Source organism: Streptomyces sp. NPDC058051 (assembly GCF_042885475.1).
Lineage (GTDB): Bacteria > Actinomycetota > Actinomycetes > Streptomycetales > Streptomycetaceae > Streptomyces.
The window spans coordinates 51,535-74,512 of sequence record NZ_JBHVRW010000028.1 but is presented as its reverse complement, the minus strand read 5'-3'; the positions used below and the strand labels follow the sequence as shown (position 1 = coordinate 74,512).

Below are 22,978 nucleotides of genomic sequence, written 5' to 3'. Positions count from 1 at the left end.
CCCTCTACAACCCCGCACCCAAGCTGTTGACCAGGGCACACACCGAAGTCGGGCTGGAATACTAGTCCGCAGTCTCGTCTTTCGGGTCAGGTGTCGGAGCCAGGTCCTGTGCTCGTGGACGCCTTCGGTGTGCTGTGTGTTGGGACATGAGCCAGTAGACGAGCGCCGCAGGGGGTGCGACGCATAACAGGATGATCAGCAGGCGCGAGTCGATCACATGAGTGTGCGACACAGGTGATTCCGCTTCGCCCGGCAGATCTTTCACGAGGGCATCGAGTTGCTCGCGGGTGCGTGCTTGGTAGGCCGCGGCCACGCGTTCTTCGAGCTCGGACAGTGTCAGTCGGCCGACTGCGTAGTGGTGTTTCAACTGCACCTCGATCCGGTCACGTTCGGCGTCCGAGGCTCGGATCACTGCGTTGGCCGTGTGCTCCTCGTTGTCATTCATGACGACCTCTCAGGTGTGGGCGGAGCGGCATTTGAGGGTGGGCGGTCTTGCAGGTCGACGAGCGCGATGACCACCCGCGTCCAGACCCCTGGGGCATCGCGGTCCCCGAACCGGGTGGCGAGTCGTTCGATGTGGCCGCGCAGCTCGGCGAGCGCCTCATCGGTCAGCCGCAGCGCACCGCGGTGCACATCGACCTCCCGGAGGCCGCCCGCCTGCTTGGACCGCCAAGCGGCACTGATATCGGCCCGAGTGGCGTCCAGCATCGAGCCGAGAAACCCAACCATCTCTTCCGGGCTCGCGGTATCCCCGGGAGGTTCGGTGACCGCAGGGGCATAGACCCGCTCGACCTTGCCACGGGCCAGCGGCCGGTATTCGGCGATCTCGATCAACCCGGCCCGTTCAAGCTGACCCAGATGGTAGTAGAGGCGATCAACCGGGATGTCGGCGTGATCGGCGAGTTCCCGTGCGGACCGAGGCATCTCCCACAACGCCTCCAGCAGCCGGATCCGCAGGGGATCAGCGAGCGCCTTGTGCACACCATGCCATCGCTGGGACGGCGCATCGGAACCGTGTCTGCTCATCGCTCGACGTCCTCCATCCAATAGATTTCAATTGATTGGAAAATTCTACAATCAAGCGAGCGGACTAGGCACTGTTTCTCGGATCTCCGGATGTGGGTGGGGTGTTGGGGGCAGGCTGGTTTCATGGGCCGTGGGGATCTGACGAATGCGGAGTGGGATCGGCTGGAGTCGTTCTTGCCTCCTGGTGGTGGGCGTGGCGGACGGTGGAGTGATCACCGTCGGGTGATCAACGGGGTTCTCTACAGGGTGCGGACGGGTGTGCAGTGGCGGGATCTGCCGGAGCGGTTCGGGCCGTGGGAAACGGTCTATAAACGGCATCGTCGCTGGTCAGCTGATGGAACCTGGAAGATGCTGCTGTCTCGCATCCAGGCAGCCGAGGATGCCGCGGGCGGGATCGACGGGGACGTGTCGGTGGACTCGACAGTGGTGCGGGCCCACCAGCACGCCGCCGGAGCGAGGGAAGCGCCCCCGGCCGCCGTTCCTCAAAGGGGGGCCGCCCGAGGGACGAACCAGGTCGATCCGGTGCTTCGGAAACTGGCCGTCCGGCTGGAGGAGGTGGTCAGATCGGCGAATGTCTGGGACGTTCCCGAGGAGGTTTCACCACCAGGATCCACCTCGCCGCCGAAGGACGATGCCGCCCCCTCGCGTTCGTCCTGACACCCGGACATTACGGTGACGGCCCCCAACTCGAGCGCGTGTTGGTGCTGGTCTCCGTGCCCCGCACCGGAGTCGGCCGACCCCGCACCAAGCCCGACCGCGTCCTGGCAGGCAAGGCCTACACGTCCCGGAGGAACCGCCGATACCTGCGTCGACGCGGAATCCGGCACACCATCCCCGAACGTCTCGACCAGCAGAGACACCGGCAAAACCGAGGTTCTCGAGGCGGCCGGCCCACCGGGTTCGACAGCGGCCACTACAAGAAACGCAACACCGTCGAACGCGCCATCAATCGGCTCAAAGGCTTCCGCGCGGTCGCCACCCGCTATGAGAAACGCGCCTACATCTACCTCGGCACCGTCACCCTCGCAGCCCTCGCCATCTGGCTCCGAACATGATCCGAGAAACGGTGCCTAGTGCTGGATCAGGCCGTCGACCGGGACAGGATCGACGTGACCAGTTGCCGGAAGGGCCTGGGCCAGGGAGAGGCCGATGTCGACCAGCGATGACCGGCGCAGGCCGGCGACGTCGGAGATCTTGGTCCAGACTGACTCGGCGATTTCGCCGTCCGGCTCAGGCCGGAGCTGGCCACCAGTGATACGGACCCGGTAGAAGACGCCGACATTCTGGTGTTCGACTCCCGCACGAGCTTCGGCCCCAGGGATCACTCGTGAGTCCACTCCGATCAGGCGATCCACCACCGCAGTGCAGCCTGTCTCCTCGGCGACCTCCCGGATCACCGCATCGAACGGATCTTCGCCGTGCTCTACCCGGCCGCCCGGAAGAGTCCAGTTACTTTCGCCCGCTGGTGGCACGTGACGGGCGAGCAGCACCCGTCCGTCCTCGATGCACACGGCATACGCCGCCAACCGAAAACTCATCCCTGCACCTCCCGCCCGGACCCTATCCAACGTCCAAGATCCGCGCATCGCTCCGCGAGTGGAGCCAGATCAACTTCGTACGCCTGGAGCCACTTCTGTTCCGTTCGGTGGAGCCCAAAGAAGTGCTCACAAACAACCAGTGCCCTGAGCTCAGGCACACCCACGACCTGGTCCTCCGGTTCGCCGCCGTACTCGACAACCGTGACGCCACATCGTTGCCAAGGTGGCTGAACGACCTCGCAGACAGCGGACTGGCCCCTCTTGCCGGCCTCGCCGGAGCCCTGCGAGAAGACCGGCATGCCGTCGCCCAGGGCATTGCCATCCCTTACAACTCCGCGGTCAACGAAGGCCGCATCACCGATGTCAAGCTGCAGAAACGCCTGATGGCCGGCCGCGCCAGCGTCCCACTTCTCCGTCACCGCGTCGTCCTGATCGCCCACCTCCGCCGCCGCTACGCGGGTCGGCCGACCATGTCACCGGGATGATCTTCGGCTACGAAAATCTTGCCAGAGCCAGAAGAGTCCGTACGCCGACACCAGAGACCGCACCCGAACTCACGCCAGAGGGGGCGGGGCACCCTTCAGCGCCCGTCACGCGAGGCCACTGGCTCACCGCAGGTTCGCCGAGATCAGCCCGAATCAGGGGTTGTCCCACGTCTTGGCGGTGGCTTTTCGCCGAGAACTACCGGCCTCCGTTCGGTAGCTGCCGAGCGTGCTCCCCTTCTTCACCCCGGCTCGCCCGCCTGTCCGGCGGCCCGGCCGCTTCATGGCGCGCGGCTGTTCGGGCGAGGACGGAGATCCGCTGTGCCGCAGGGCCCACCGGCCCGTCGGCCCACCGGCCCGTCGTGTCGTACCGCGTCATTCCAGCAGGTCGATCTGGAGGTCAAGCGCCGCGGTGGTGCGCGCGGTGTCATCGGTGGCGAGCAGGTCCAGCAGCGCACCGCGCAGGACGGCGAGGACCAGGGTGCGCTGCGCGAGCGCGGCCTCGGTGTTGCGGTCGGCGGGGGGCTGGCTGCGGGCGAGCAGCGTCAGCCAGTCCTCGACCGTGCTGCGAGCGAAGTCGGCCCACGGCCCGTCAGGGTCGATCAGCGAACGGCTGTAGCTCTCCACCCACAGCCTCAGCAGGGCGCGGTGGGCGTCATCGGAGAGCCACCGCCACAGCGCACGGGCTACCGACCCCATCCCGGCCTGCTCCTGCGGCAGGCTGCCGACCTGCCGGACGGCCTCCAGCTCATCCGCCCTCGCCCGTGCCAGCAGAGCGCGGATCAGCCCGTCCTTGCTGCCGAACAGGTAGAGCAGTACACGGGGACTGGAGTGGATCTCCTCGGCGAGCGGGCGCAGGGACAGCTCACCCAGGCCGCTGCGCAGCGCATAGGCATAGGCGGCTTCCAGAAGCTCCTGCCGGCGGGGGGAGGGGTTTGCCTCGGATCGGGTCACCGACCTAGTCTACTGAAACAGTCGTTTCAGTGAAGGTGAGATCATGACGTCAGAGCGCAAGGTGGTCATCCGGCCGCTGACCCGGCCCGGCGACCTGGGCTGGGTCGCCATGAAGCACGGCGAGCTCTACGCCGCGGAGCTCGGCTTCGGCACCGACTTCGAGGCGTTCGTCGCCCGGGTCGTTGCCGACTACCACGACGGGCAGGACGGCGGGCCGCAGGCGGCCTGGATCGCCGAGGTTGACGGAATGCGGGCAGGCTCAGTGTTCTGTGTCCGCACCGACGAGCGCACCGCCAAGCTGCGGCTGCTGATCGTCGATCCGGCAGCCCGCGGCCTGAGCCTGGGCAGCCGCCTGGTCAACGAGGCCCTGCGCTTCGCCACGGACGCCGGCTACGAGGCGATGACACTGTGGACCATCGACAAGCTCGGCCCGGCCCGGCACATCTACGAAAAGCTCGGATTCGAACTCGTCGCCCGTGAGCCGCACACCGACTACGGCAGCGGCCTGGTCGACGAGACCTGGCAACGTCACCTGTAGCACGCTCAGGGCAAACCGGTGCAATCTCACATGAGCGACCTTCGCGGTTTCCTGCTCTATGTCGAGTCGACGGTCGTCGCTGCGATCGACTGGGTCCGGCCGCGGCCCCTGATCGGGCTCAGGCAGACCCTGGGCCCTCCACGTGGCGTACCGTCTGCCCCGGAACGCGCGCGCCACGAGCCGCCGCACCTGCAGGCTCACCGCCGATCAGTTCGCCGCCCTTGCGGAGCTGGGTGGTGGAGTGGGCGTGAAACCAGCCGCTTCCGGTCATTGAACCGGCTGGTCAACGAAGTGCACTGAGACCCCGGGCGCCGCCGTGATGGGGTACCGGTAAGAACCGTGTCACCGATCCTGCTGGCTTATCCCATACCCAGCGGTGCTGGCGGCTCGTTGGGCAGGACAGCAGCGGCCGTCCTGGCGTTCCTGGTCGCGGGTGGGGTGTGGAATGTCGATGCAGCCGAGGCGGGCGCCCCTGTGACCCTGACTGGGCGTCATCGCTTTGGGGTGGCGCCGCAGGTTGTCTCAGCGGCTGGTGGGTGCGTTCCAGTCGACCAGTTGGACGATGACGCCATTGGGATCGCGGACCTGAAAGGCGCGCTCCCCCCACTCCTCGTCAGTCAGCGGCATGGTGATCGCGACGCCCTCAGAGCGCAGGCGCGCCAGCTCGCCTTCGAGGTCCTCGACGACGAAGGCGAGGATCAGACCTGCGGTGTGCTCGTCGCGCTGGTCTGCCGGGAGGGAATCCAGCCCCCGCCGCAAAAAGATGACGTTCATGCCGACGTCGTCGCGCGTCAGGGACGCGAAGCCGTCGGCGGCCATCTCCTCGCGGAACCCGAAGTGCTCGACGAGGAAGGCGCTGGATGCGGGGACATCGTCGACGTTGAGCGACACGGCACTAGAGGTGATCTTCATGAAAACTCCTTCGAGATCGCACTGAGCACATTCTCTATACGCAGTATAATGTACACCGTACAGAGTTAGATTACGAGAGGATGACCCCGTGCCAACGGAACGAACCAGCTCGGGCGACCCGGCCCGCACCCTGCAACTGCTGTGGCGCGGCTCCTCCTCTGACCGTCGCCGAGGACCGCGACGGGGGCTGAGCATCGACGCGGTGGTCGAGGCCGCCACCGCCATCGCCGACGCTGAAGGCCTGGACGCGGTGACCATGCGCCGAGTGGCCAAGGAACTCGGCGTGGTGCCGATGACGCTGTACACCTACGTCCCCGGCAAGGCCGAGCTCCTCGACCTCATGCTCGACGCCGCCTACGCCCGCATGCCCCGCACCGGCACCACCGGACAGCCCTGGCGCCAACGCGTCACCGCTATCGCCGAGGAGAACAAGGCCCTCTTCGAATGCCACCCATGGGCCGCGGCCGTCTCCACCGTCAGGCCTCCGCTGGGGCCGGGGCAGATGGCAAAGTACGAGCACGAACTGTCTGGGTTCGACGGCCTCGGCCTCAGCGACGTCGAGATGGATGACTGCCTGACCCACCTACTCACCTTCGTGCAGGCATGCGCCCGCGCCGTCGCTGACGCCCGCGCCGCACAGCACGACAGCGCCCTGAACGACCAACAATGGTGGGAGCTGAACGCCCCGCTCCTCGCCCGGGTCCTCGACGAGAACGCCTACCCCACTGCCGTCCGCGTCGGCGCAGCAGCAGGCGCCGCCCACAGCAGTGCCTACGACCCCGCCCACGCCTACTCCTTCGGCCTGCAACGCGTCCTCGACGCCTTCGCCGCCCTGATCGGCCGAAGCGGAGACATCGACTTCACCGCACCGGCACCACGCCATTAATCCGTGAGCCGGAGCACCTGTCGCCGATGCTCCGGGCGGGGAATTCGGTGAGGAGGTCTGGATCTTCTCCGAGCACAGGGCGGTGCAAACAGCCTCATCAGTCCAGCGAGTTGAGTACGAGTCCGCGGGCCCATCGCCCAGAATCAGGGGGGCACACCCGCGGGTTCGCGTTGAAGGACCTTCAGTTTCCCTGAACCCGCGGGGATCATGGGGTACCGGTAAGAACCGTGTCACCAGCCGCAAACGGCGGTGCGATGCCTGGTGGGCGTGGTCCGCGCTGAGTTTCAACGGGTGCCGTGGGCGCGTTCGAGTACCCGGTACACCGTCGCCCGGGCAGCACCCTGTCCTACTGTCGTAAGACAGCAGAGAAGGCATTGATGATCGAGTTCGTGCTCGACGGCCGCTCGCGGGTGGCCACTTACATGCAGCTGGTCCTGCAAGTCAACCAGGCCCTGCGGGTCGGCCTGGCGGAGCCCGGCGACCAGCCGCCCAAGGTGCGGCAGGTGGCGCAGGCGCTGGCCATCAACCCGAACACGGTGCTGAAGGCGTACCGGGAACTGGAGATGGAGGGTCTGGCCGAAGGTCGCCCAGGGGTGGGCACCTTCCTGGTGCGCACCCTGGCCGGCCCGTCCCTGGCCCACCACGCCGATCTGCGCGCGGACTTGGAGATCTGGCTGCACAAGGCCCAGGCCGCGGGCCTGGCCCGCGAAGACACCGCCGCCCTGATTGACACCACTGTGCGCGCCACGCTCGACCGCCCGACATCCGAAGAGAGCTCATGAACAGCCTGGGCCCAGGACACCCCGCTCTACCCGTACTTCACCGCCACTGACCTGATCACCATGGGCGGCAAGCTCAACCGCCGCTGGGACGCGGCCCTCGCCCGCGATCGGCTCGCCCAGCTGAAGATCCCCACCGACCGGCCGGCCGGGGAGCTGTCCGCCGGCCAGCGCGCCCAGGTCGCCCTGGCCCTGGCCAAGCGCCCCCGTCTGCTCCTGCTCGACGAGCCGGTCGCCGCCCTGGACCCCCTCGCCCGCCACGAGTTCATGCAGGCCCTGATGGGCGCGGTCGCCGTCAGCGGCACCACCGTGCTGCTCTCCTCCCATATCCTCGCCGACCTGGAACGGGTCTGCGACCACCTGATCCTGCTGCAGAGCTCCCACGTTCAGCTCGCCGACGGGGTCGACGGCCTGCTCGCCGAGCACCGCACCCTGGTCGGTCCGCGTATCCCGGAAGGCGCGATCCCGGGCGTGGCCGCCGTCATCCGGGCCAGCCACACCGACCGCCAGTCCACCCTGCTGGTATGCACCGACGGGCACGCGATCGACCCTGCCCGGGACGTACGCGACGTCACGCTCGAAGAGCTGGTCCTGGCCTACCTCAACGCCGCCGCCGTCCCTCCTGTCCGGGCAGGCCGATCCGGCCTGCCCGATGGCCGAAGTGGTCGTGGGACAGCCCGGACCGGGAAAGACAGCATTCGCGGTACACGCCGCACACCGCCTCGCACCGCACTTCCCTGACGGTCAGTTCGCCCTCGACCTGCGTGGGATGGATCCCGAACCGATCGCCACGCGCGACGCACTCGCCGCACTGTTGCGTGCGACGGGCATCAGCGACGCCGTGATCCCGGCCGGGACGGACGAACGTTCCGGCCTGTGGAGGTCCGTGGTCCGTGACCGGCGCATCCTGGTGCTGCTGGACAACGCGGCCGACGAGTCCCAGGTACGTCCCCTGCTGCCCGGCTCCGGCCCGGCCCTGACCATCATCACCAGTCGGCACGCTCTGGCCGGCCTGGAATCGGTTCACCGGACCGAACTCGGGCTGCTGCGGCGGGAGGAAGCGGTCGAGCTGCTCACACGTATCATCGCGGCTGCGCGAGTCGGCTCGACGCCTTGCCGCGCTGGACTCCCCTCAGGCCCGCCTCGCCGAACTGACGGTACTCAACGCCCTCGGCGGCCATCTGCGCCAGTCCGGACAGCCGACCGAAGCAGTGGAGATCCACCGCCGCAGCGCACGGATCTGCCGCGGCGGGATCCCGGGACAGCCGGACGAATTGATCGGGCTCTACCACGCAGCCGTCCAGCAGCAGATCGGCAATGACCTGGCGGCCCTGGGGCGTTTCGCCGAGGCCGAGACGCCGCTCCGGCAGGCCCTGGCTCACTTCGAGTCCGTGCAGATGCCGGCCTGGAGCGAACCGGTCCGGCTGGATCTGGGCCATGTGCTCGAAACGATCGGCCACCCGCAGGCCCGCGCAACGCTCCTGGCGGCCCGCGGCGGACTCACCACCCTCAAACACCCACGCGTGCATGAAGCTGCCGCCGCGCTCGATCGGCTCGCTCCTGTCTGACCTCGGTGTTCAACTTCGGCCGTTCACTTGACCCGCAGAACTTGCTTCATTCCCCGGGACAGCAGGGGACCGTTCCTTCACACTTCGAGGTGTCGAACAACGTCGCGTGAAGGAACGGCCGCGGGCAGGCGAATCCCTTCGCTGAACATGGTGGAAGCGACTTCGTGTCGCACACTGAGCGCCTTGGTTGGCCGGCGAGCGTTCTGCGTGGCCAGTCTGGGCGTTCGCGGCCGACGCGTGCTTGGCGTGGCGTAATCGCGGTATCCGAGCCGTCGTCTCGGATACCGACGGGATATCCGGTGTGATCACCCTCGCCGCTACAGTGCCGCCATGACGACCGCACCTCACCGCAGGTTCTCGGCCCGCATCAACCGAGCCGAAGCCGAGCTTGACGGACCGTTCGAGGGCGTGCCCGCACAGAGCCCCGATGCCCCGAAGCTCGCGCTCCGGGCAGATGCCTGGGCAGCGCACGTCGGCGGTGTGCAGGCAGCACGTTGAGCGAAGAACCCGTCTTCATCCGGAGCAAGTTGGGAACCAGCCGGTACGTCTACAACCACCGCAACCCGGTTGGTCTCGCACTCATCATCCTCACGCTGCTTGTCGCGCTCGGCGTGCTGTTCGGTATGCGGGCCGAGTCGACGTGGAGTGAGGGCGAACTCCGCGACGCCGTCCGCAAGGGTGTCCAAGATCTGGGCGGCAAACGGCACTACACAAGCCTGGAGGGCAACCACGGCTTTCTGATCGCGGAGGCGATCCGGGAGAGCGGCATCGGGCCAGGGCACGGTGTCGACACGCGTGAAGAGGAGGGCGGAGGTTACATGGTCAGCACCGTGGACACCGAGACGGAGTACTGCGTCCGCATCACGCTGACCCTGGACGAGCAGCCGCCCGTAGTCTTCCCGGGGGCCGAGGACCTGCCGCCCCCCGACCCGGGGGTGCTCGCGTTCTACCTCTCCCACGCGACCTTCAGCAAGGGCTCTTGCCACTGACCTGGTGATCCTTCTGAAGCCCCTGCTGCGGGCGATGGCGCGGGCGCCGGCCGTGTGGGCGATCTGGATGGCCGCGAGACCGACGCTGCTGGAGGCGGCGGAGATCAGGACGGTGTCGCCGGAGCGGACACCCGCGAGGTCGACCAGGCCGCCGTACCAGGCGATCCAGGGCCAACCGGGCCGGCCCGGCCCGACCCCGGGCGTCCTGATGGGCGCACTCACGCCCGACTTCCGCTACATCCCGAACGACCCGAATCGGCCGTCGCCCCTGCCCACGCTGCCGTCGGCCCCGACGTTCCCCGGCAGGTAGAGCACGAAAGCGGACGGCGGGCGTTGAGGCATCTTGGCGCCTCAACGCCCCGCGGCGCCCTGATCCCAGGACTCATTGGTCCGCCGTCTCAGAAGCCGTTCGCGACACCAGCACACCCCAGGGGCTCGATCTTTCTGCAGAGCTCAAGGACTTGCGGGTGGCACAAGAGGTCGACCCTGGGGCGGGCTCGCGCCGTGACGCTCAACGCTCGGGCGGGCCTCGCAGGTTTCGCGGTGGTCACGGAGACCCCGGGCCGTGCCGCTCTTGACATAGGCATCAAACGGCCAGGGGAAACGGAGGTATCGGCCCGGGGTCCGCGTCACCCCGCGAAATTCGCCGGTGACAGTGCCGCTCTTTGAGGAGGCCTCGCGGGCCAGGGGGACTCAAGACATCCGTCACCGGGTCCAGGAGCGGTTTTTGATCAGTAGTTGGTGGTCTGGCCTGCGCTGATCAGTTTGTGGTGCGTCTGCGGGCGGGGGATCCCAGTGTGCAAGTAGCTGCAGTGATTGTGGGCGCTGTACTGGAGCGGGGGTCTGGTCTGCGGGTTTGTCAGTCAGCTGGTTGGGTGATCAGGTCGTGTCATCTGCGCTGCGCACGGTTCAGGTTCAGTGGTCGTTGGTATGCCGCGGCGCGTGGACGAGCCGGCTGCTTGAACTGGACCTCGACGCCCAGACGCTGCCTCTGTCGAGCCCTGGGTTCGCTGGCATCACCCCGCCGACGCTGCTGCCTCCCGCCCCTGCTCCCGGGGCGCTTTCCCGCCGGCCGTCGGGCCGCACGGGAAGCCGCCACCGCCTGGATCACCGTTCTACCCGTCACCCGTCACCCGTCACCCGTCGCCCGTCGCCCGTCGCCCGTCACCCGGCTGACCGTCCTGCGCGTCCACCGGTCAGCATCGTCGTACAACCCCCAACCCCTCTTGATCGTCAAGGAGATGTGGCCCGGCGTGGGCCGCTGACCGGCGACCACGTCGGCCGCGTGACCCGACCGCCTCTCACCTGGAGATGTCATGAGAGCTGACTCCGTCCGCCGCGCACTGCGGCTCGGAGCCTGTACGACGCTCGCCGCCGGACTCGTCACCTTGGGGCTCACCACCGCTCCCGCGTTCGCTGAGACCGAGCCGGAGACCGACCAACTCTGGATCACCGCCCCGTACGAGCCGACCCTGCCGCTCGGCATCGACGGCGGGACACCGCTGACCCGCACGCTCGATGTCAGGCTCAACCACGACAACGACCACTTCACGGTGACCGACGGCCGGCTCACCGTGGACGCCTCCGGCATCGCCGGGGTCGCCGAGATCACCTGGCCGGACAACTGCACGCCGAGCGGCGCGATCGCGGTATGCGACGTGCCCGAGGTGCCGGTGACCGGGACCACCGGCGGTGAGGTGCACCTCAAGGTCCGCGCGGTCGACGGGGCGGCCGTCGGGGCGCGGGGCCGCATAACCTTCGAGGCGACGGCCACCGGCGGCCCGGACGGTACGCTCATCGCCCCCCGGGACAGCTTCGACACCACGGTCACGGTCGCGTCGGGACCCGACCTCGGGGTCACGGCCGGCGGCGACATCGAGCACGCCCGGCCGGGCAGCAGGCAGACGCTCCCGTTCTCGCTCACCAACCACGGCAACGAGACCGCGCACGGCTTCACCATCAGAGTGATGGCCTCGTACGGGGTGCGGTACCTCAACCGGTACGACGCCTGCGTCTATACGACGTCGAGCGGGGACGAGTACGCCCCGATGTCGTACGCGACCTGCACCTTCGACCAGGATCTGGCCCCGGGAGCCTCCTTCGAACTTCCAGAGCCGCTGCGGGTCGCGCTCACCCGGCACGCGCTCCAGGAGCGGGTGGACATCTGGGCACAGCCGGTCGGCGCGACTGACCTGGGGGGCTACGACGACTATGTGGCGCTGCAGATCGGCGCTGACAACACCGCCGACTTCTCGGTGACCGGCGCGGCGGTCACGGGCGCCGCGGGCGAGACGGTCACCGCGTCGCTCACCTTCAGGAACAACGGGCCCGGCTGGCTGGGCAACCTGGGCTCCGGGGATCCGGTCGCCGCAGTCCGGCTGATCGTTCCGCCCGGCACCACAGTCACGGGCGTGCCGGAGGGCTGCGGCCCGCGAACCCTCTCCGGCGGCTACTACCCGAACCGCACGGGCGCCCCGCGCTATGACTGCACGCTGCCGTACTGGGTGCTGGAGAACACGGAGCGCTCCTTCGCCTTCAAACTCCGGATCGACACGGTGGTGCCCGGAGCGACAGGTGAGGTCGGCATCCATCCCCCGTTCGGCGAGTTCCGCCACGACCCGGACCCGACGAACAACACGGCCGTCCTCACCGTGAACTAGCATCCACCAGCGCCCCGAAGGCACCTTTGCCTCAGCGTGCCGCGCGGGCTTTCTCCGCGCGGCACGCCACCGCCTTCGCGATCTTCGCGGCCTCGATGGCCAGTTCGCAGAACATCCCGCTGATCGGGTTGGTGAAGCCGGTGAAGTACAGGCCGGGTGCGTTGCGGGCAGCGGGCGCCGTGGAGCACCGGCCTACCGCGGGCGTCCAGAACGTCGAGGTGGCCGACGAGCCCCTCCAGGGCGCGGACATACCCGGTCGCGGCGATCACGGCGTCGGGCTCGATCCGGCTGCCGTCGGCCAGGACGGCCTTGCCGCCCGGGCAACAACTTGCCACCGCACGCCCTCGCGACTACGACACCGCCGCGGCCACGCTCATCCTGCACGACCGCGCCCGCTCCACCGACTACCCCGTACCGCCCTGGGCGGGCGTTTTTCTGCGGGCCGAGGCCTGCTTCGCCCGGCATGTATCCGGCGAGGATCAGGAACTGCCCGCCGCGCCGGGAAAGCGTGCGCACCTGCTGCGCGTGGCGAAGACGGCCAGGTCGCGCCCGCCACAGCCGGCCGCGGTCCGCCGCCAAGGCGCGGTCGTTCTTCGCCATCCCGTGGGTGGGCATGCGGAGGCCGTACAACGCGCATCCGATGATGGACTACGGACGCGATGAGCCTGACCACATCGGTGGCGACGCTGGGAGTGGGCGCCGTCCATGTGCGGCGGAGCACAGCCCGCACAGCTCTCGCGGTGTACCTGGTGTTCGCCGTGCCGCATCTGGCGATCCATATCCAGTTGCTGCACCATCTCGCCCCCGGCGAACGCGTACCGCTGCCGGCCGCGCTCACCGCGGCCGCCGCGATCCCGCTGGTGCTCCTTGCGCTTACCAATGGGCTCGCCGGCGTGGCGCCGTGGGAGCCGGTGCCCTCGATGCCGAACGCCTGCCGCCGCTGAACCGTGACGCCGTCCGGCGCTTCCCCGACGTGATCGGTGCCGGCCGGCGGGCTATCCGCGTACGGGCAGACCGTAGGACGCCGCCAAGCGGCCGAGCGCCGCATCGAGCGCCGCCCGCTGTGACGGAGTGAGGCCGGCGGCGAGGTGCGCGTCGAGGGTGAGTGCCTCGCCCGTGTATTCCGCAAGGAGGTCGCGCCCCTTGTCGGTGAGGCTCAGAATCTGGCGGCGTCGGTCGGCCGGGTCGCGGAGCCGCTCGATGGCCCCATGGCATCCAGGCGATCGGCGAGGGAGACCACAAGGCTCGGGGCCACCCGCATCAGCCTGGCGATCTCGAGCTGCGAGGCGGCCTGCCCCGAGTCGAGCACCGCCAGCAGACCGACACCGCCACCGGCGCGCGAGCCGTGAACGCGTGCGACTGGTTGCTGACACTGGGGACATGCTCCTGGCGGCCCGCAGCCATTCGCATCGATCAGCAAGCCGTCATCCGCGACCACGGCCTGCCGCACGACGAGGTTCAGCCCCGGGAAGAGGGCGTCTTCGAGTGGCTCCATCTTCATGACAGCGTGATCCCCTGGCGGAACGATCCTGCAATCTCTCCGGCCTTCAGCGCATCTCGCCAGGTGCGACGTGCTGCATCCGGGCGATCAGGGGGCCTGATAGAAGGGGATGGGGACGTCGTGTGCCTTCAGGGCCGCCGTGTAGCGAGCCAGCAGCCCGTCGAGGTGGGAGAGGAGGAAGGCTGCCACCTCCCGGGCTTCACCGACATCGCCGTGGTCGCAGGCTTCTACGAATTCGGCGACGTCGGCGCGGATGATCGAAAGGGAATCTCCCTGGACCAGCACGCCCGGGAAATTACGCTGGGGCAGACGGACTACCGCGTCGTTACCAGGGTCGGTGAACAGCTCTACCTCGATACACTCCATCCGGCCATCCAACCGCTGAACTGCACGCATCCAAAGGCGTAGCCATCACGGAAGCGCGGTCAGAACCCCGTAGACGGCCAAAGTCCTCTTGCTGCTTGGCCACCTGAGCGAATCCGGACAGCTCCCGCATTCCGGGTGGCGATCGGAGGAGCGTTGCTCCCGTCCGCCATATTGGCCACGGCCGTGTGGAGGTTCACCACCCAGCCCCAACCCCACCCGCACGAACCGGTCTTGGCTAAGCTGTAGCGGGGATCACACACCACCGCCGAGGGTTCGCGGGAGACGGGGGATACCGGTTCATGGTCGAGGTTAGAGTCGAGACAGTCGCGCTCGATGCCGCGGGAAGCCGCCAGATAGCCAGCAGGACCCGGGCCACCGCGGCGCTGGGCGAGCGGTCCGCCGAGCTGGAAGAGGCCATTGTCCAGGCCTCGTCCATCGCTCAGCAGTCACTGGCCCAGGTGCCGCAGCGGGACGGCTGGCGGGTGGCAAGCATGGAGGTCACCTTCGGTCTGACCCTCGCCGCCGAGGCCGGCGTCATCCTCTCCAAGGCCTCCGCGGAGGCATCGTTCGAGGTCACCCTCACCGTGGAGCGAGCCCCGGGGACACCGTGACCAGCGCGGGCTACTGGGTCGAGCTCTTCCAGGCCCAGCAGCGGCTCGGCGGCGGCTTCCTGCTGACCCGCAGGTATGTGCTCACCGCGCTGCACTGTCTGCGCGGCCTGACCTCGCTCGACGAGCACGTCGACATCGTCCTGCCCGACGGCACCAGGATCCCGGGGCAGGTCTGCCGCCGCGACAAGGACGCCGACCTGGCGCTGATCATGATCTCCGCCGCGTACGAGGTGGGGCTCCCGATCCCCAGGGCCGGCGTCGCACACAGTGGGGACGACTGGCACGGCCCTTACCGGCCGGCCGCCGCCGAGGTGCATCTCAGGGGCCGGGTCGACGTGGGGACGGCCGCGTACCTCTGCGAAGGAGGTGCCGTCATCCAGGCGCTTCAGCTGACAACCCAACAACTCCTGGGCGATTACTCGGGATACTCGGGTGGACCGGTGGTGCGGGGCATCCCCGACGACCATGAGCCGGTGGTTGTGGGCATCCTCTTGGAGCAGGCACCGGACCGGGCAGCCGAGAGCCGGGCAGCGAACGTGCTCTTTGCCGCGACGATCGCGGAAGCCATGAGCCGCTTCGACCAGTTCGATGTCGCGCATCTCATCGATGTGGTCAGGCCCCCTGCCACCAAGGAGAAGCACGAATCGTCGGTCGCCGCGGCGGCCACCGACGCGGAGTCGTGGTTCGACCGGATCGACGAGTGGTCGAAGCGGAGCGTCCTCGACGCGTCTCAGATCGCCGAGCTGAAGTTCATGGCAGCGAAGGCTGCCATCGAGCACCAACTGGGTGGCAGCCGAGGCCCGGACGGGGGCGGGGCGTGACCGATTCCTGGCAGCAGGCCATCACCTGCGCCGAGCACGCCCTGCGCGGAGACGCCGCGGCCCGGCTGAGAGTGCCTGCCGCCATCGGGGTACTGCGGAGCGGACCGCTTCCGGTCACGCGTGCGACGCTCGGCAGAGACCTTGCGTACCTCACCACGCTGCTCGACACGCTCGGCCTGCGCGAGCACTGCCGTGAGCTGCTGGAAAACCTGGTGCCGCGGCTCTTGCCGGCGCCCGAGTCGCTGACGCTGCCCAGCTCAGTCCGCAACGAACTTGCGGTGACCCTGACAGATCGCGGCCATATGTCCGCTGCCGCCATGCTGTTGTCGGCTGGCGTCGTCTTCGGTGCCGAGGTTGGCACGGACCTGGATGCCGCCCGGACGCTGGCCAACCTCGCGGCGGTCAAGCTGCGTCTCGGCGATCGTGCCGGCGCGGCCACGGCCGCCGAACAGGCCCGCTTGCGGACAGCGCCCGACGGTCCGCTCGAAGAGCACCTGGACATAAGGCTGTTGACGGAGGCAGTGCTGGTCGATGCCACCCGTCAGGACAGCCGGAGCGCCGATGCGGACCGGCTGCTCGATGCCCTCGCCGACACCGCTCGGGGTCTCGTACGCCTGCTGGGCGGCGACCATCCGAAGTCGCTGTCGGCACTGGTCACCCTGGCCTCGGCGGAGTTCGATTCGGCGCAGGCCGCGGCGGACCGCGGGCGGATGGAGCGGGCCGCCGATGTGCTCGCCATCGCGGCGCAGAAGGCGTCGGCGACGCTGGGGCCACAGCATCCGCTGTCGCGCTCCGCTGTCATGAGCCTCGCGACCACGGAGTTCGAGGCGGCGCGTACCTCCGGTGACGATCGGCGGCTCGACGACGCGAAGGCACTGATCAGAGGCGTGGCGCGGCATGCGGAGCCCACCCAGTGGCCGGTGGCACAGCGCACCGACGCGCAGCGAGCCGACGGTGAACGGAGCCCCGCAACTCGGATGCCCAAGCCGCTACCGGCACCCGTCACGGGCGCCGGTCGGACACCCGTGCACGATCATCCGCGCATCCCCGAGCACAGGCAGCACGAGCCCGGTGCGGGCACGGATGCGGCATCGCTACGCTTCGTCGTGCTGGGGCCCGTAGGAGTCTGGCGCGACGGGGAAGCCCTGCCGGCCGGATCGCCTCAGCAGCGTGCCCTGCTGATCGCGCTGCTGCTGCGCGACGGCCGCACCGCGACCGCAGCCGAGCTGATCGACGCGATCTGGGGCGACGAGCCGCCCTACCAGGCCCTCGCCGCGGTACGTACCTACGCCTCCCGGCTGCGCAAAGTCCTCGGTCCCGGCGTCCTCGTCAGCGAATCCGGCGGCTACGCCTTGGCCATCCGGCCTGGCACACTCGATCTGCACGAGGCGACGCGACTCGCCGACGAAGCCGAAGAGGCCCGCGGCCGGGGTGATCTCGCCCGATCCAGGGTGCTCATCAACAGCGCCCTGGACCTGTGGACGGGGGAGTCGCTCGTGTGGGTTCCCGGGCCGTACGCGGGCCACCAGCAGAGCCGCCTGGAGGAGTGGCGCCTTCAGCTCTTCGAAACCCGGCTGGACATGGACCTGCAGAGCGGTTGCCACGCGGAGGCCGTGTCCGAACTGACCGCGCTCACCGCCGAGCACCCGCTGCGCGAGCGGCTGCGCGAGCTGCTGATGCTCGCGCTCTACCGCAGCGACCGCCAGGCCGAGGCGCTCGCCGTGTACGCCGACACCCGCCGTCTGCTCGCCGACGAGCTGGGCGTCGACCCGCGCCCTGAGCTCAGCGAGCTCCAGCAGCGGATCCTCCAGGACGACGCGGAACTCGCCGCACCCTCCACGACCACGGGCGAACCGCCCCCACCCGTCTTCACTCGCCCGTCCCAACTCCCGGCGACTGTGCCCGACTTCACGGGACGCGCGTCACTCGTGAGGGAACTGGAAGGGGTTCTGCTGCGCGCAGGGCGCGGCGGGATGAGCGTCGCCGCCGTGAGCGGGATGGGCGGTGTGGGCAAGACGACCTTGGCCGTGCACGTCGCCCACGCGGCACGCGCCCACTTCCCCGACGGCCAGCTGTACGTCGACCTCCAGGGCGCGGGGGCACGGGCCGCCGAGCCCGAGACGGTCCTCGGGGCCTTCCTGCGGGCCCTGGGCCAGCCCGACTCCGCCATCCCCGACACCCTTGAAGAGCGGGCGGCCCTCTACCGCTCCACACTCGACGGCCGGCGTGTCCTGGTCCTGCTGGACAACGCCCGCGATGCGGCCCAGATCCGCCACCTGCTGCTGCCCACCACGGCGGGGTGCGTGGCGTTGGTCACCAGCCGTGGCCGCATGACCGGTCTGGCCGGCGCACACCTGCTCGACCTGGATGTGCTGTCTCCAGAGGAAGCTACGCGGCTCTTCACCAGAATCGTCGGCAACGAGCGGGTCGCCGCCGAGCGGCAAGCCGCCCTGGATGTGGTCGCGGCCTGCGGGTTCCTGCCGCTCGCGATCCGTATCGCCGCATCCCGGCTGGCTGCCCGCCGCACCTGGACCGTCTCCACGCTGGCCGCGAAACTCGCCGACAAGCTCCGTCGCCTCGACGAACTCCAGGCCGGCGACCTTGCCGTGAAGGCCACCTTCGAGCTCGGCTACGGCCAGCTGGAGCCCACCCAGGCGCGCGCCTTCCGCCTGCTGGGTCTGGCGGACGGACCTGATCTCGCGCTGACGGCCGCCGCCGCACTCCTGGACCTTCCGCTCCAGGAGACCGAGGAACTCCTGGAGACCCTGGTGGACGCGTCCCTGCTGGAGTCAGCCGCACCGAGCAGATACCGCTACGGCGACCTCCTCCGGCTCTACGCGCGCGCCTGCGCCGAGCGCGACGAACACCCCGCCGCGGAGCGGGGGGCGGCGCTCTCCCGACTGCTGGACTTCTACCTGGCGACCGCAGCGAGGGCGTACGCGATCGACCGCCCCGGCGACCGGTTCGTCGACCATCTGCGGCCCACCGTCCACCCGGGACTGACCTTCGACAACCGCGACGTGGCCCAGGACTGGCTGTACTTCGAGGCCGACTGCCTACTGGCCTGCGCCAGACAGTCGACCGGCGCGGACTCTCTGGGCCGGGCCGTCGATCTGCTCTGGACGGCGCGGGACCTCGCCGAGTCGGGATCCAACTCCACGCAGTACGAGGACACCGCCACGGCGCTGCGCGCCGCCGCCGCCGCCTGCGGTGACATCGGGGCGGAGCGGCGCGCCCTGGCAGCACTGAGCAATGCCCACCTCTCCACGGGCCGGCTCGCCGAGGCGGACCTGGAGGCGAGCAGCGCCCACTTCATGGCCGCGGAAGCCGACGACGACCTGGTCCTGTGCTGGGCCGCGGCGACCCGCGGCGTCATCGCCACGTACCAGAATCGCCCGGCGGACGCCGAGGCCCATCTGCTGGAGGCCATCGAGCTGTTCCGCGCGGACCGCGACGGCCCTGGCGAGGCGGCGGCGCTGTGCCACCTCTCCCGGGTGCATCTGCTCCTGGGCCGTACGGCGAGCGCCATCGAACTTGCCGAACGCGGTGCCGACATCTACGAGACGATGGGGTACACGCTGCAGAGTGCCAACGCCCGCTACGCGCTCGGCATCGCGCTCAGCCAGTCGGGGCGGCACTCCGAGGCGCTGGCCGAGCTCTCCGACGCCCTGGCAATCTTCCGGGAGGACCGGCAGCGGCTGTGGGAGGGGTCGACCCACTTCCGTATCGCCGAAGCCCATCTCGCGTCCGGCCGTCCGGCGCAGGCCGTGCAGCACACGAATGAGGCGCTCGCGCTCGGGGCCATCGGCGGAGACTGGACGCGCGGCAATGTCTTGACGGTACTGGGCAGGGCGCTGGACGCGCTCGGCCAGACCACCCGCGCCCTGGTCTGCTGGCAGGAGGCGCTGGCACACTTCGAGCGCCTGCGGGCCCCGGAGGCCGAAGCGGTCCGGGGCCAGCTGGAGGCGGCTCGCATGAGGGCCTGGCGAGGTGCGTAACAGTCTTGCTCAGCCGCTATCGAGCCCCGGTGTGAGTTGGGGTGCTGAAGGTCGAGCGAGGACCGTCACCGGGGTGCTTTCGGGCGGGGTGGTAGGTGGTCTGGCCTGGTGTTGTGTCAATTTCGGTGGGAGCGCTGGATGTTTTTGCATATGGCTCCCGCGGGCGGCGATCGGAGGAGCGTTGCTTCCGCCCGTCACCCTGGCCACGGCCGCGCGGAAGTCGCACTGAGGTCTTGGTCAGCTACCCCGCACAGCTTGGCCAAGTAGCGTGAAAACTCTGGCCCCCAAGCCTGGAATGTGGCCGTCTACGGGGTTCTGACCGTCCTTCCGCCGCCGGATGCGCGGCGCTACCCGCGATTGCCCTCGCAGCTCAGCCGGTAGCGCGGCGGCTGCCGGGCGTGGACCAGGCCGTCACTCTGGCGTAGTCATCACGGATGAGCGGCCACAACCAACTAGTACTGCAGTTGCGTTTGATGTGACGGGTTGTCGGCCTGGTCGTTGCTCCTGTCATGGGTGGGGACCTCGAAGCTGGTCACGTGTGGCGGTGGGTGGCGGGGCTGGAGGAGGTGCATGAGCGGTTGGTGCATCGTTTCCAGCGCTCTGAGCCCCGTGATTCGGCGTTGGCCTATATGCGTGGGCTGGTGACGTCACTGGAGCGGAAGAACGCGTGGACGGTCGCGGAGCGGGCGGGGCATGACCGCTTGCAGCGATTACTCAATATGTGCGACTGGGATGTGGAATAAGTCCGGGACGATGTGCGGGAGTTCGTTTTTGGGCGCCTCGGCGACCGGCAGGCCGTTCTGATCGTGGACGACACAGGGTTTTTGAAGAAGGGCGTTCGCTCGGCCGGGGTCCAGCGCCAGTACACCGGTACGGCGGGCCGGGTCGACAACAGTCAGGTCGGCACATTTCTGGCCTGTGCCACCAAGATCGGTCACACGCTGATCGACCGTGAGCTGTACCTGCCCGCGTCCTGGACCGACGGTGAGCGCTGCCGCGCCGCAGCAATCCCCGGTGAGGTCGTCTTCGCCACGGAGATCGACTGTGCCAAGGCGATGATCGGGTGGGCGCTCGCAGCCCGGGTGCCGTTCGCGTGGCTGACCGCCGGTGAGGCGTACGGGCAGGTCAGGAGCTTGCGCTACTGGCTTGAACAGCGCGGGGTGTTCCACGTGCCGGCAACCCGCCGCACCGACACCGTCGTCACCTCCTCACGCATGGACCATCCCGTGGACGAACTGGTCGCCGGCTTGCCCCGACAGGTGGGGAAGCGCCGTTCACGCGGGCGGGGCGCCCACGGCGAGCGCGTCTACGACTGGGCCCGGGCGCCGATCCGCCCATGGCTCCACCAAGCCCTCATCGACGCCGGCCTGACCGACACCACCGGCGCCCCATTCCGCACGACTTCTGCCGGCTGCTCATCACCGATGCCATCCTCAACGAGCTGCCGCCACACATCGCCCAGGTGATCGCTGGCGACCAGGACATCAACGTGGCTCTCGGCTACAAGGCCGTCTACCCCGAAGAGGCAATCCGGGCGCACATGGCCTTCCTCGCCTGCCGCCGGTCCCTACGCGCCAGCGAGGAATACCGCGTCCCCACCGACGAAGAATGGCAGGAGTTCCTCGGTCACTTCGAGCGTCGCAAAATCTCCATCGGCGCATGCGGACGCGCGTTCGGCACCCCTGCACACGAACACGCCTGCGTCCGCTGCCCGATGCTCTGGCCCGACCCCGCCCAGCGCGGCCGACTCGTCGAGATCCGTGGCAACCTCCTCGCCCGCATCGCCGAGGTCGAATGCGAAGGATGGCTCGGTGAGACTGAAGGACTCAAGGTCAGTCTCGCAGGCGCCAGAGACAAGATCGCCCAGATCGGCAATGCAGCGGCCGGCCGGGTGGTGGAGCTCGGAATGTCCGACTTCAAGCAGAATGCTGGCCGCCACAGCAACCAGGAGGGGCAACCCTGGGTCAACACTTCACGTTGCTTCGCGAAGCTCCATCTGGGTCTCATGACAGCGAACCGCCTCGCCTCATCCCCATGGGAACCTGTCGCTGCAGCATCGCGGGCACCAGCACGGCGCTCTGTCCTGGAGGGAGCGACCGCCGCGGGAAGCGGATCGCTTCAAGCGCGTCCGCATCACGTCACAACTTCATCACCGCCGCAGGCCCAGCGCCCCACCTGCCGCACCATGTTCCTACTCGTGTCATACCAGGGGGGAACCATGCACATCCGCACTACCACCGCGGCCGTCGTCGCCATACTTGCCGTCACCGTTGTTGGCTGCAGCAGCGACAAGGGCAGCGAGAGTAAGGCCGACACCACCAAGAGCACCGTGGCCGAGGCGTCGAGTGCCGCGGACGACAGCGGCGCCGCCAAGAACGCCGGCATACCGCCCGAGCCCACCGGCGCCGAGCGCGACGCCGTCCTCGCGGCCATCCACGACGTCAACGGCAACCTCACCCATGACGAGGACAAGGCCATCAACGCGGCCCGCAACCAGTGCTCGTCCCTCGACGGCGGCGCGACGAACCCCGACCACAGTGCTGCGCAGCGGTTCTCCTACGACGGCGTCACGCTGACCGATGACGACGGAAGCCACATCAACATCGGGCTGCGCAAGACGCTCTGCCCCGAGTCCTGATCAGCCACCAACTCTGGCCCGGCCGCGACCGTCCGGGCCCGGAGCGCACGCGGGCGGGGGAAGCGTCCGCTCAGTAGGTCGCCCGGCCGCGGCTGACCTCGTAGACGACGCCCGTCGAGAAGCTCACCGCGTCGGAAGCGAGCCAGGCGACGAACTCGGCCACCTCCTCGGGCCGTCCGACGCGCTTCATCGGGATGAGGCCGGTGAGGTGTGCGAGCGCCTCGGGCGCGGTGGCCGCGTTCATGGGCGTCACGATGACGGCCGACGCGATCGCGTTCACGAGCACCCCCGTCGTCGCAAGTTCCTTGCCCGCCGACTTGGTGAGCGCGATGACGGCTGCCTTCGACGCCGAGTAGACCGACAGGCTCGGGATTCCGTCCTTGCCCGCCATGCTCGCAAGGTTTCACGACGTGGCCCCGTGCCCACGCTCGACCATGCCCGGGACGAGCGTGCGCACGGGTGCGACGACACCGAACACGCCGGCGCCCAGCACCCGGCGCCAGTCCGCCGCGGTCGTCTCGATCAGTGGTACGCACGGCCCGACGATCCCCGCGGAGCTGACGAGGATGCCGACGGGATCCAGCCCCGCGGCGCGTGCGGCGCGGGCGCGCTCGTCGGTGACGTCGATCCTCAGGTCCGGCTCGCCGGTGACGTCCACGGTGACGATGTGGACGCCGGATCTTGAGACTACGAGCAGCCCCATGGCAGGCT

Annotated in this window: 24 protein-coding genes and 3 pseudogenes; 17 read left to right on the top strand and 10 right to left on the bottom strand. The window is 68.9% G+C overall.

The genetic code is table 11. The features are described from left to right. Positions 1-61: 61 nt before the first annotated feature. Both ACFVUT_RS31660 and ACFVUT_RS31655 read right to left on the bottom strand, forming a co-directional pair. Positions 62-445, bottom strand: coding sequence for a DUF1707 domain-containing protein (locus tag ACFVUT_RS31660; protein ID WP_389655563.1), 384 nt, complete (start codon positions 443-445; stop codon positions 62-64). After that, a complete protein-coding gene (locus ACFVUT_RS31655) occupies positions 442-1,026 on the bottom strand; it encodes an ArsR/SmtB family transcription factor (RefSeq protein WP_389655565.1) in 585 nt (194 codons plus the stop codon). Before ACFVUT_RS31655 ends, ACFVUT_RS31660 begins: the two co-directional genes overlap by 4 nt. A 123-nt stretch (positions 1,027-1,149) precedes the next feature. Here ACFVUT_RS31655 and ACFVUT_RS31650 point away from each other — a divergent pair. Continuing rightward, a protein-coding gene (locus ACFVUT_RS31650; protein ID WP_389655567.1) for an IS5 family transposase occupies positions 1,150-2,081 on the top strand; the annotation gives its coding sequence in 2 pieces (ribosomal slippage) (positions 1,150-1,497 and positions 1,500-2,081; 930 coding nt in all). 15 nt (positions 2,082-2,096) lie between these two features. Here the strand turns inward: ACFVUT_RS31650 and ACFVUT_RS31645 are convergent. Beyond that, on the bottom strand, positions 2,097-2,564 hold the full coding sequence (locus ACFVUT_RS31645; protein ID WP_389655569.1) for an NUDIX hydrolase: 468 nt from the start codon (positions 2,562-2,564) through the stop codon (positions 2,097-2,099). Between the two features lie 122 nt (positions 2,565-2,686). On the opposite strand from ACFVUT_RS31645, the gene ACFVUT_RS31640 reads away from it, so the two are divergent. After that, complete coding sequence (locus ACFVUT_RS31640) at positions 2,687-3,049, top strand: hypothetical protein (protein ID WP_389655571.1); 363 nt, start codon at positions 2,687-2,689, stop codon at positions 3,047-3,049. A gap of 372 nt (positions 3,050-3,421) precedes the next feature. Here ACFVUT_RS31640 and ACFVUT_RS31635 read toward each other — a convergent pair whose 3' ends face one another. Continuing rightward, on the bottom strand, positions 3,422-4,000 hold the full coding sequence (locus ACFVUT_RS31635) for a TetR/AcrR family transcriptional regulator (protein WP_389655575.1): 579 nt from the start codon (positions 3,998-4,000) through the stop codon (positions 3,422-3,424). A gap of 43 nt (positions 4,001-4,043) precedes the next feature. Here ACFVUT_RS31635 and ACFVUT_RS31630 point away from each other — a divergent pair, with 43 nt between their 5' ends. Beyond that, positions 4,044-4,538 (top strand): GNAT family N-acetyltransferase, encoded by a 495-nt coding sequence (locus ACFVUT_RS31630; protein WP_389655577.1) that lies wholly within the window; start codon positions 4,044-4,046, stop codon positions 4,536-4,538. A gap of 522 nt (positions 4,539-5,060) precedes the next feature. Here the strand turns inward: ACFVUT_RS31630 and ACFVUT_RS31625 are convergent. Then, positions 5,061-5,450, bottom strand: a complete 390-nt coding sequence (locus tag ACFVUT_RS31625) for a VOC family protein (RefSeq protein WP_389655579.1) — start codon at positions 5,448-5,450, stop codon at positions 5,061-5,063. A gap of 88 nt (positions 5,451-5,538) precedes the next feature. Between ACFVUT_RS31625 and ACFVUT_RS31620 the strand changes: the two genes are divergently transcribed. From ACFVUT_RS31620 to ACFVUT_RS31585, 8 genes and pseudogenes are all read left to right on the top strand, one after another. Then, positions 5,539-6,336: a TetR/AcrR family transcriptional regulator gene (locus tag ACFVUT_RS31620; protein WP_389655581.1), complete on the top strand. Its 798-nt coding sequence runs from the start codon at positions 5,539-5,541 to the stop codon at positions 6,334-6,336. Between the two features lie 377 nt (positions 6,337-6,713). Beyond that, positions 6,714-7,118: a GntR family transcriptional regulator gene (locus ACFVUT_RS31615; RefSeq protein WP_389655583.1), complete on the top strand. Its 405-nt coding sequence runs from the start codon at positions 6,714-6,716 to the stop codon at positions 7,116-7,118. A 24-nt stretch (positions 7,119-7,142) separates the two neighbouring features. Further along, positions 7,143-7,856: pseudogene (locus ACFVUT_RS31610) on the top strand (ABC transporter ATP-binding protein); the annotation flags it as partial. Between the two features lie 470 nt (positions 7,857-8,326). Then, positions 8,327-8,683: a hypothetical protein gene (locus ACFVUT_RS31605; RefSeq protein ID WP_389655585.1), complete on the top strand. Its 357-nt coding sequence runs from the start codon at positions 8,327-8,329 to the stop codon at positions 8,681-8,683. A 330-nt stretch (positions 8,684-9,013) separates the two neighbouring features. Next, positions 9,014-9,181, top strand: coding sequence for a hypothetical protein (locus ACFVUT_RS31600; RefSeq protein ID WP_389655587.1), 168 nt, complete (start codon positions 9,014-9,016; stop codon positions 9,179-9,181). Then, on the top strand, positions 9,178-9,672 hold the full coding sequence (locus ACFVUT_RS31595) for a hypothetical protein (RefSeq protein WP_389655589.1): 495 nt from the start codon (positions 9,178-9,180) through the stop codon (positions 9,670-9,672). Before ACFVUT_RS31600 ends, ACFVUT_RS31595 begins: the two co-directional genes overlap by 4 nt. Positions 9,673-9,676: 4 nt before the next feature. Next, positions 9,677-9,982 carry a hypothetical protein gene (locus ACFVUT_RS31590; protein WP_389655591.1) on the top strand — a complete coding sequence of 102 codons (306 nt, stop codon included), beginning with the start codon at positions 9,677-9,679 and terminating at the stop codon, positions 9,980-9,982. Positions 9,983-10,988: 1,006 nt separating this feature from the next. Next, a complete protein-coding gene (locus ACFVUT_RS31585) occupies positions 10,989-12,332 on the top strand; it encodes a hypothetical protein (RefSeq protein WP_389655593.1) in 1,344 nt (447 codons plus the stop codon). 31 nt (positions 12,333-12,363) lie between these two features. Here the strand turns inward: ACFVUT_RS31585 and ACFVUT_RS31580 are convergent. Continuing rightward, positions 12,364-12,646: pseudogene (locus ACFVUT_RS31580) on the bottom strand (NAD(P)/FAD-dependent oxidoreductase); the annotation flags it as partial. 345 nt (positions 12,647-12,991) lie between these two features. Between ACFVUT_RS31580 and ACFVUT_RS31575 the strand changes: the two are divergent. Continuing rightward, positions 12,992-13,276 carry a hypothetical protein gene (locus ACFVUT_RS31575; RefSeq protein WP_389655595.1) on the top strand — a complete coding sequence of 95 codons (285 nt, stop codon included), beginning with the start codon at positions 12,992-12,994 and terminating at the stop codon, positions 13,274-13,276. A gap of 212 nt (positions 13,277-13,488) precedes the next feature. On the opposite strand, the gene ACFVUT_RS31570 is transcribed toward ACFVUT_RS31575, so the two are convergent. After that, on the bottom strand, positions 13,489-13,833 hold the full coding sequence (locus ACFVUT_RS31570; RefSeq protein ID WP_389655597.1) for a hypothetical protein: 345 nt from the start codon (positions 13,831-13,833) through the stop codon (positions 13,489-13,491). An 87-nt stretch (positions 13,834-13,920) separates the two neighbouring features. Continuing rightward, positions 13,921-14,199 carry a DUF6959 family protein gene (locus tag ACFVUT_RS31565; RefSeq protein WP_389655599.1) on the bottom strand — a complete coding sequence of 93 codons (279 nt, stop codon included), beginning with the start codon at positions 14,197-14,199 and terminating at the stop codon, positions 13,921-13,923. A gap of 299 nt (positions 14,200-14,498) precedes the next feature. On the opposite strand from ACFVUT_RS31565, the gene ACFVUT_RS31560 reads away from it, so the two are divergent. The 5 genes and pseudogenes from ACFVUT_RS31560 to ACFVUT_RS31540 all read left to right on the top strand — a co-directional run bounded on the left by ACFVUT_RS31560 (position 14,499) and on the right by ACFVUT_RS31540 (position 22,267). Beyond that, the gene (locus ACFVUT_RS31560) at positions 14,499-14,810 is read left to right on the top strand and encodes a CU044_2847 family protein (RefSeq protein ID WP_389655601.1); all 312 of its coding nucleotides are present in this window, start codon (positions 14,499-14,501) and stop codon (positions 14,808-14,810) included. Next, on the top strand, positions 14,807-15,631 hold the full coding sequence (locus ACFVUT_RS31555) for a serine protease (RefSeq protein WP_389655603.1): 825 nt from the start codon (positions 14,807-14,809) through the stop codon (positions 15,629-15,631). The genes ACFVUT_RS31560 and ACFVUT_RS31555 overlap by 4 nt, the downstream gene beginning before the upstream one ends. A 977-nt stretch (positions 15,632-16,608) precedes the next feature. After that, on the top strand, positions 16,609-19,629 hold the full coding sequence (locus tag ACFVUT_RS31550) for a BTAD domain-containing putative transcriptional regulator (RefSeq protein WP_389655645.1): 3,021 nt from the start codon (positions 16,609-16,611) through the stop codon (positions 19,627-19,629). Positions 19,630-20,138: 509 nt separating this feature from the next. Continuing rightward, positions 20,139-20,969: pseudogene (locus ACFVUT_RS31545) on the top strand (IS701 family transposase); the annotation flags it as partial. A gap of 122 nt (positions 20,970-21,091) precedes the next feature. Further along, a complete protein-coding gene (locus ACFVUT_RS31540) occupies positions 21,092-22,267 on the top strand; it encodes a hypothetical protein (protein ID WP_389655605.1) in 1,176 nt (391 codons plus the stop codon). Positions 22,268-22,337: 70 nt separating this feature from the next. On the opposite strand, the gene ACFVUT_RS31535 is transcribed toward ACFVUT_RS31540, so the two are convergent. Further along, positions 22,338-22,658 carry an SDR family NAD(P)-dependent oxidoreductase gene (locus ACFVUT_RS31535; protein WP_389655607.1) on the bottom strand — a complete coding sequence of 107 codons (321 nt, stop codon included), beginning with the start codon at positions 22,656-22,658 and terminating at the stop codon, positions 22,338-22,340. Positions 22,659-22,670: 12 nt separating this feature from the next. Beyond that, complete coding sequence (locus ACFVUT_RS31530) at positions 22,671-22,970, bottom strand: SDR family NAD(P)-dependent oxidoreductase (protein WP_389655609.1); 300 nt, start codon at positions 22,968-22,970, stop codon at positions 22,671-22,673. Positions 22,971-22,978: the final 8 nt, after the last annotated feature.